General features: G+C 65.0%; 3 protein-coding genes. All 3 read left to right on the top strand.

Annotated elements, in window-relative coordinates; genetic code table 11:
• The first annotated feature begins 188 nt into the window (after positions 1-188).
• The 3 genes from NKJ75_RS28640 (at position 189) to NKJ75_RS28630 (ending at position 6,511) form a co-directional block, all read left to right on the top strand.
• Positions 189-3,182: a sarcosine oxidase subunit alpha gene (locus tag NKJ75_RS28640; RefSeq protein ID WP_352500474.1), complete on the top strand. Its 2,994-nt coding sequence runs from the start codon at positions 189-191 to the stop codon at positions 3,180-3,182.
• Complete coding sequence (locus tag NKJ75_RS28635; RefSeq protein ID WP_352500473.1) at positions 3,175-3,792, top strand: sarcosine oxidase subunit gamma; 618 nt, start codon at positions 3,175-3,177, stop codon at positions 3,790-3,792. Before NKJ75_RS28640 ends, NKJ75_RS28635 begins: the two co-directional genes overlap by 8 nt.
• 349 nt (positions 3,793-4,141) lie before the next feature.
• Complete coding sequence (locus tag NKJ75_RS28630) at positions 4,142-6,511, top strand: trimethylamine N-oxide demethylase (RefSeq protein ID WP_352500472.1); 2,370 nt, start codon at positions 4,142-4,144, stop codon at positions 6,509-6,511.
• Positions 6,512-6,610 lie beyond the last annotated feature (99 nt).

The raw sequence follows: 6,610 nt of genomic DNA, 5'->3' as shown, positions 1-6,610 counted from the left end.
ACCAACCCCTACTCCACCCCCCCCCCCGCCCCCACAACCCCCCCCCCCCCCCCCCCCCCCCGTTGGGGTGCGGCCGCCCCCCCCGGGGGGGGGGGGGCCGGTGCCGCACCCCCACCCCGCTGCTGCGCAGCGACCCTCCCCACAAGGGGGAGGGTAAGGGGCGGCGCCATCCTTCGCCATGACACCATATGGATCAGAGGCTGGACATCGTGACCTCTCATCGTCTCTCATCCGGCGGTCTCATCGACCGTTCCACCCCCCTCACCTTCCGCTTCGACGGCACGACATTTTCCGGCTTCCAGGGCGACACGCTGGCGTCGGCGCTGGTCGCCAATGGCGTCAAGCTGGTCGGCCGCTCGTTCAAATACCATCGTCCGCGCGGCATTCTGACTGCGGGCTCGGAAGAACCCAACGCGCTGGTCGAACTGCGCACCGGTGCACGGCGCGAGGCCAACACCAAGGCCACGACGGCCGAACTCTATGAAGGCCTCGAAGCGGCCAGCCAGAACCGCTGGCCGTCGCTGCGCCACGATGTGATGTCGGTGAACCAGCTGTTCGCACCGATCTTCGTCGCCGGCTTCTACTACAAAACCTTCATGTGGCCGGCAAAATTCTGGGAAATGGTCTACGAGCCGGCGATCCGACGCGCCGCGGGTCTGGGTCGCGCGGCGGTCACCCCCGATCCGGATCACTACGACAAGGCCTGGGCGCATTGCGATGTGGTGATCGCCGGCTCCGGTCCGGCCGGTCTCGCCGCCGCACTCGCTGCAGGCCGCAGCGGTGCGCGCGTCATCCTGTGCGAAGAAGATTTTGCGACCGGGGGCCGTCTGTTGTCGGATGGCGGCACGATCGACGGTCTGCCGGCCGCGGAGTGGCTGTCGCGCACACTGGCCGAGCTCAGCTCGATGCCGGATGTCCGCATCATGACCCGCACGACCCTGTTCGGCGTCTATGACGGCGGTACCTATGGCGCGATCGAGCGGGTCAACGATCATCTGCCGGTGCCGCCCGAGCATCAGGTGCGGCAGCGCCTGTGGCGCATCGTGGCCAAGCGCTGCGTCGTCGCCGCCGGCGCGATTGAGCGTCCCATCGTCTTTGCCGGCAATGACACGCCCGGCGTGATGATGGCGTCCGCCATCCGCACCTACGTCACACGTTATGCGGCGACGCCGGCAAAGCGGATCGCGCTGTTCACCAACAATGAGGATGGCTGGCGCACGGTCGAGACGGGACTCGGCGCCGGGCTGCAGATCGCGGCGGTGATCGATGCGCGGCCTGACGTCTCGCCTGCCCATCGTTCTCTCGCTTCCAGGAACGGCTTCACCGTGCTGCATGGTTCGGTCAGCGGCGTCGACGGCGGCAAGGACGGCGTAAGAAAAATAGCGGTGTCGCTGACCGGCGGCGCGCGCGCCGAGGTCGAGGCCGACGGGCTTGCCGTTTCCGGCGGCTGGAATCCGGCGGTCGGGCTCACCTCTTACCATCGCGGCCGGCCGAAATGGCGAGACGACATCGCCGCCTTCGTGCCGGACGGCGCGCCGCCCGGTATGGTCGCCGCAGGTGCGGCTAACGGCGACTTCGGGCTAGGCGCCTGCCTGCGCGCAGGTTTCGAGGCCGGCGCCGCAGCGGCGCGGGACGCGGGACGCAATGGCAATCCGGGCTCTGCAGCTGTTGCCGGCGACGAGTCCTTCTCACTGACCCCGCTCTGGCACGTCGCCGGCAAAGGCAAGGCCTTTGTAGACCAGCAGCATGACGTCACCGCGTCCGACATCGAGTTGGCGCAGCGCGAGGGTTTTGAATCGGTCGAGCATCTGAAGCGCTACACCACGCTCGGCATGGCGACCGACCAGGGCAAGACATCCAACGTCGCCGGCCTCGCCATCATGGCGGCGGTGACGGGCAAATCCATTCCCGAGACGGGCACGACCATCTATCGCCCGCCCTACGTGCCGGTCGCCATCGGCGCTTTTGCCGGCCACCATCGCGACGAAAATTTCCATGCGACGCGGCTGACGCCGTCGCATCACTGGGCGGCCGAACAAGGCGCGATCTTTGTCGACACCGGCCTGTGGAAGCGCGCGCAATGGTATCCGCGCGCCGGCGAGAAAGACTGGCTGGAATCGGTCACCCGCGAGGTCAAGGCGGTGCGCGGCGGCGTCGGCTTCTGCGATGTGTCGACGCTGGGCAAGATCGATGTGCACGGCCCCGATGCCGGCGCCTTCCTCGACCGCGTCTACATCAACACCTTCTCAAACCTTGCCGTGGGAAAAGCCCGCTACGGGCTGATGCTGCGCGAGGACGGCCTCGTCTATGATGACGGCACGACCTCGCGGCTGGCCGATGACCATTATTTCCTCACCACGACCACGGCGAAGGCCGGGCTGGTGATGCAGCATCTCGAATTCTGCCGGCAGGTGCTATTCCCCGAACTCGACGTGCAACTCACCTCGGTCTCCGACCAGTGGGCGCAATTCTCGATTGCCGGGCCAAGGACGCGAGACCTGTTGAAGGAAATCGTCGACCCTGCCGAGGACCTTTCGAACGAAGGTTTTCCATTCATGGGCGTGCGCGAAGTCGCTTTGCGCGGCGGCATCAAGGCGCGGCTGTTCCGCATCTCCTTCTCCGGCGAGATGGCGTTCGAGATTTCGGTGCCGGCGCGTTACGGTGAAGCGATGGCACGCAATTTGATGCTGGCGGGAAAACCGTTCGGCGTGACGCCGTATGGCACAGAAGCCCTCGGCGTCATGCGCGTTGAAAAGGGCCATGTCGCCGGACCGGAACTGAGCGGCACGACGACCGCCGCCGATCTCGGCCTCGGCAAGATGATGTCGACCAAGAAGGATTTCATCGGTCGCGTCATGGCCGGCCGCGAGGCGCTGGTGGCGCCGGACCGGCAGGTCGTGGTCGGCATCAAGCCGATCGACAAGGCGCGCCGCCTGCGCTCCGGCGCGCACATCATCCCGAAGGGCCAGACGCCCGGGCCTGATAACGACCAAGGCTACGTCACCTCGGTCTGCTTCTCGCCGACGCTCGACCAGTGGATCGGTCTCGGCCTTGTCGAGCGCGGCCGCGAACGCATCGGCGAGATCGTCCACGCGCATGATCCGCTGCGCGGTGAAGACTATGATGTCGAGCTCTGCAATCCCGTCTTCTACGATCCCGATGGAGGGCGCCAGCGTGGCTGATTTTTCCTGGGATGTTCGTAGCCCGCTCGAGCGCGCGCTCGCTCCTGGCGCTTACGGCCCGCAAGGCGATGCCGGTGTGTCGCTGACCGAGATCCGCAATTTCGACCTCGTCCAGGTGATGGCACGGCGCGGCAAGGCGGGTGATTTGGCCAAGGCCGCGAACGCTCGTTTCGGCGTCGCGGCTCCGGAAACGCCGAAGGCGGTTGGCACCGCGGATGCGACGCTGATCTGGTCGGGACCGGATCAGTTTTTTGTCCTGTCGAAGGGTGGCAGGACTGAGGTGCTCGCTCAGACCTTTGCATCTTCCGCTTCGCTATCCGACCAATCGCATGCACGCGTGCTGATCAGCATCTGCGGCCCCAAGGCGCGCGCCATGCTGGCGAAACTGTCGTCGATTGATTTGCATCCCGATGCGTTTCCGGTTGGCGCTGCTGCCGCGACCTCGATGGATCACACCAGCGTCACGCTCTGGCGTGGTGGTGACAAGGCGGATGGGCAGGCGGTGTTCAACCTCCTGATGTTTGCGACGTTTGCCGAAAGTCTGTGGCACACGATGTTGGATTCGGCTGCGGAGTATGGTGTGGCTATCGGGCATTCCGAGGAGCTTTAGCTCGATAGTTTCAGATGTTGGCGCCGCCCCTCATCGCCCTGCCGGGCATTTCTCCCCGTATAGTGACGGGGAGAAAGAAGCTGGTCGCAGCCTCGGCGCTCGTCCTGCAACGTTGGCGATTGGCGAAACCGGCGACGACAGCTTCGCCCGTTTACGGGGAGAAGATGGCGGCAGCCAGATGAGGGGCAGCGCTGACGTTCGGAAGATAGGGCTGATCGGCAAGGTTCGGCCTTAGCGACCGCGGCGAGAACGCCACCCTCCACCTTGCCAAACCCAACCGCGCTGCTATTCTTGCTGCTAAAATAATTTTACACACAGGCAAACTTGTTTCTCGAACCGCAAGGCTGAGATGAGCCAGTCGCCCTACCCCTCTGTCGCAGCCGGACCGCCGCGGCCGAGCCTCATCCTGAGGCCCGGCCAGATCGCGCTGCCGCCGGGCATGGAGCGCCATACTATCCTGGGGAATGGCGCGGTGCTGATCGAGGTCGAGGCCGGCGATACGTTCACCGTGCGCAATGTCGAGGGCGGGCAGGCTTGCGAGTTGCTGGCCTGGGACAGGACCGGCGCCACCGATCCTTCCATCCTCGGCGAAAAGTCCAACAGCAATGCCGCCGGGATCAAGGCGCTTCTGGCCGAGGGCGATGACAGCCTGGCTTCCGTCCGTCGTGGCCTTGAGCGCCGCCAGGTGCAGCTCGACGAGCCCAAGGCGGTGCGTGTGTTCGGCGGCGCAACGCCTGCCGGCACCGAGCAGGCATTCACGGTCAGGCGCGACGGCGCGATGCTGATTGCCGCACCCGGCGGGCCGATGCTCGTCGACAGCCATGATACGGCAACGCCGCTCACCGTCATGGTGCGCCGCGCCACCGTGCGCCTGAAGACAAAGTCGCAGCTGGCCGATCCGCTTGCCGATCCGGTGCTCGATCTGCGCGTCCATTCGGCGACAGCCGAATCCTATTTCGTCAAGGCGGGCGACTACCTGCAGATCATCGATGTCGACGGCCGCCAGTGCACCGATTTCCAGTGCTTCTCGGCGCGCAAGCTGGACAAGGGGCTGGACCATCCGCTCGACGTAACGACCACGCGCACGCTGATGGGGTCGAGCTACCCGATGCCGGGCCTGCATTCGAAATATTACGACCAGGACATGGAGCCGCTGGTCGAGGTTATCCAGGACACATGCGGGCGACACGACGCATTCGCGCTGGCGTGTGCCGCCAAATATTACGATGACATCGGCTATCCCGGCCACACCAACTGCTCGGAGAATTTCAACCGCACGCTGGCCGACAAGGGTGTCACCCCACGTGCCGGCTGGATGGCGATCAACTTCTTCTTCAACACGGCGATCGACGCCCATGGCGTCATGGTGTCGGATGAGCCGTGGTCGCGCGCCGGCGACTATGTCCTGCTCAGGGCGCTCACCGACATCGTCTGCGTCTCCTCCGCCTGTCCCGACGACACGACACCGGCCAATGGCTGGAACCCGACCGACATCCATGTGCGAACCTATTCCGGCCAACACAAATTCTCGCGAGCGATCGCCAGACGCATGACGCCCGATTCGGAACCGAAAATGACCCGCGAGACCGCCTTCCATTCAAGCTTCGCCAAGCACACCCGCAACTTCGTGGAATACCGGGGTTATTGGCTGGCCAATTCCTTCGCCAAGGAAGGCGCCATCGCCGAATACTGGGCCTGCCGGCAGGATGCCGTGATCATGGACCTGTCGCCGTTGCGCAAGTTCGACGTCACCGGCCCGGATTCCGAGGCGCTGCTGCAATACACGCTGACCCGCGACGTCAAGAAGCTCGGCGTCGGCCAGGTCGTCTATTCCGCCATGTGCTACGAGCATGGCGGCATGATCGACGACGGCACGCTGCTGCGGCTCGGCAAGGACAATTTCCGTTGGGTCGGCGGCGACGACCTGTCCGGCGAATGGCTGCGCGAGACGGCAAAGAAGCTTGGCCTCAACGTGCTGGTGCGCTCGTCCACCGACCAGATGCACAATGTCGCTGTCCAAGGGCCGAAGAGCCGTGACATTTTGCGAGAGGTGGTCTGGACCTCGCCGCTGCAACCGTCGATCGACGAACTCGAATGGTTCCGCTTCGCTGTCGCGCGCATCGGCGGCGGCAATGGCATTCCGGTCGTGGTGTCGCGCACCGGTTATACCGGCGAGCTCGGCTACGAAATCTGGTGCCACCCACGCGACGCCGAAAAAGTGTTCGATGCCATCTGGGAGGCCGGCCAGCCGCACGGGCTGAAGCCGATGGGCCTGCAGGCACTCGACATGGTGCGCATCGAAGCCGGGCTGATCTTCGCCGGTTACGAATTCTCCGACCAGACCGACCCGTTCGAGGCGGGCATTGGCTTCACCGTACCGTTGAAGGCCAAGACCGACGATTTCATCGGCCGCGAGGCTCTGATAAGGCGCAAGGAACATCCGCAGCACAAGCTCGTTGGCCTCGACATCGACAGCAATGTCGCCGTCGGCCATGGGGATTGCGTCCATATGGGCCGCGCCCAGATCGGTGTCGTCACCTCGGGCATGCGCTCGCCGGTGCTGAACAAAAACATCGCTCTGGCGAGGCTTGACGTCACCCACGCGGCAATCGGCACAGAGGTGGAGATCGGCAAGCTCGACGGTCATGCCAAGCGGCTGCCGGCGCGCGTCGTGGCCTTCGCCCACTACGATCCGCAAAAGACCAGGCCGCGATCCTGAGGGTTGCACCCCCGGCCCTTCGCAGGCTCAGGGCGTTCGAAGCTCGAAAGCAATTGGCTTTCCGTCCGCTACCGCGGACCGCTTCTCACCCCACAAGGG

Origin of the sequence: Mesorhizobium sp. M0058 (assembly GCF_040323095.1) — a bacterium.
Taxonomy (GTDB): Bacteria; Pseudomonadota; Alphaproteobacteria; order Rhizobiales; family Rhizobiaceae; genus Mesorhizobium.
Note: the sequence above shows the minus strand (reverse complement) of the source record. Positions and strands in the feature narration are given on the sequence as shown.